The organism is Affinundibacterium nitidum (genome assembly GCF_014284155.1).
In the GTDB taxonomy this organism is placed as follows: domain Bacteria; phylum Pseudomonadota; class Gammaproteobacteria; order Burkholderiales; family Burkholderiaceae_D; genus Undibacterium; species Undibacterium nitidum.
This window is the reverse complement of the sequence record NZ_JACOFZ010000026.1, coordinates 1-810: the sequence shown is the minus strand read 5'-3', so window position 1 is coordinate 810 and position 810 is coordinate 1. Positions and strand designations below refer to the sequence as shown.

2 protein-coding genes are annotated in these 810 nt (G+C 45.9%); both read right to left on the bottom strand.

Annotation, left to right across the window (positions count from 1 at the left end; genetic code table 11):
* Window positions 1–472, bottom strand: a 472-nt coding sequence (locus tag H8K36_RS18880) for an IS3 family transposase (RefSeq protein ID WP_329604247.1), incomplete at its 3' end; no start/stop codon positions are given.
* The coding region (locus tag H8K36_RS18875) for a helix-turn-helix domain-containing protein (RefSeq protein ID WP_186918075.1) at window positions 469–810 on the bottom strand (342 nt) is incomplete at its 5' end. The genes H8K36_RS18880 and H8K36_RS18875, both read right to left, overlap by 4 nt.

Genomic DNA, 810 nt, shown 5'->3' with positions numbered 1-810 from the left:
TTTTTGCGGTTTCAAAGGCGATGATCTCGCCGTTAAACAGATCTAAAATGGGTGATAGATAAAGCTTCTCACCAGCGACATTAAACTCCGTCACATCCGTCGACCACTTCTGGTTCGCCACTGTTGCCTTGAAATCTCGCTGCAACAGGTTTGGCGCTGCCAAGCCAACATTGCCTTTGAATGATCGGTATTTCTTTGGCCGTACCAATGATTTCAATCCCAAGATTCTCATCAGTCGCTGGACAGTCTTATGATTAATGGATTCTCCAAATTGCCGCATGGCAGCTGTTATGCGACGATAGCCGTAACGGCCATGGTGCTTGTCATAGATATTACGAATACGCTGTTTGATCAATGCATACTTATCACCATTAAGCGCTTGGTGTCGCTGGTAGTAAAACGTGCTTCGAGGCATATCAACCACTTTGAGAACCTGTGCGATCGGGTATTGCTGCCTTAGTTCATCAGCTATTTGCGCTTTCTCTCTCGCGCTAACTTTTCTTTTGCTTGAACTAAGGCTTGCAACTTTTTTAGATACGCATTCTCCAAACGCAGATAGTTCAATTCTTCGAGCAGCGCTTCATGTGATGGCGTTGCTGGCTCTTGATTCGAGCTAGGCTTTTTTGATGGAGTTGGCATAGTAGGCAGTCGTCCTTTACGGCGTGGTTCTAGAGCGCCAAGCCCACCATGACGATAAAGTCGTACCCACTGGGCGAGAATCCCAGGATTGCGAATATTAAAGTGCGTTGCAACTTGACTGTAAGATAAGGCATTGTCCCATAGATGTCTCAGCACAGACAATTTAAACTC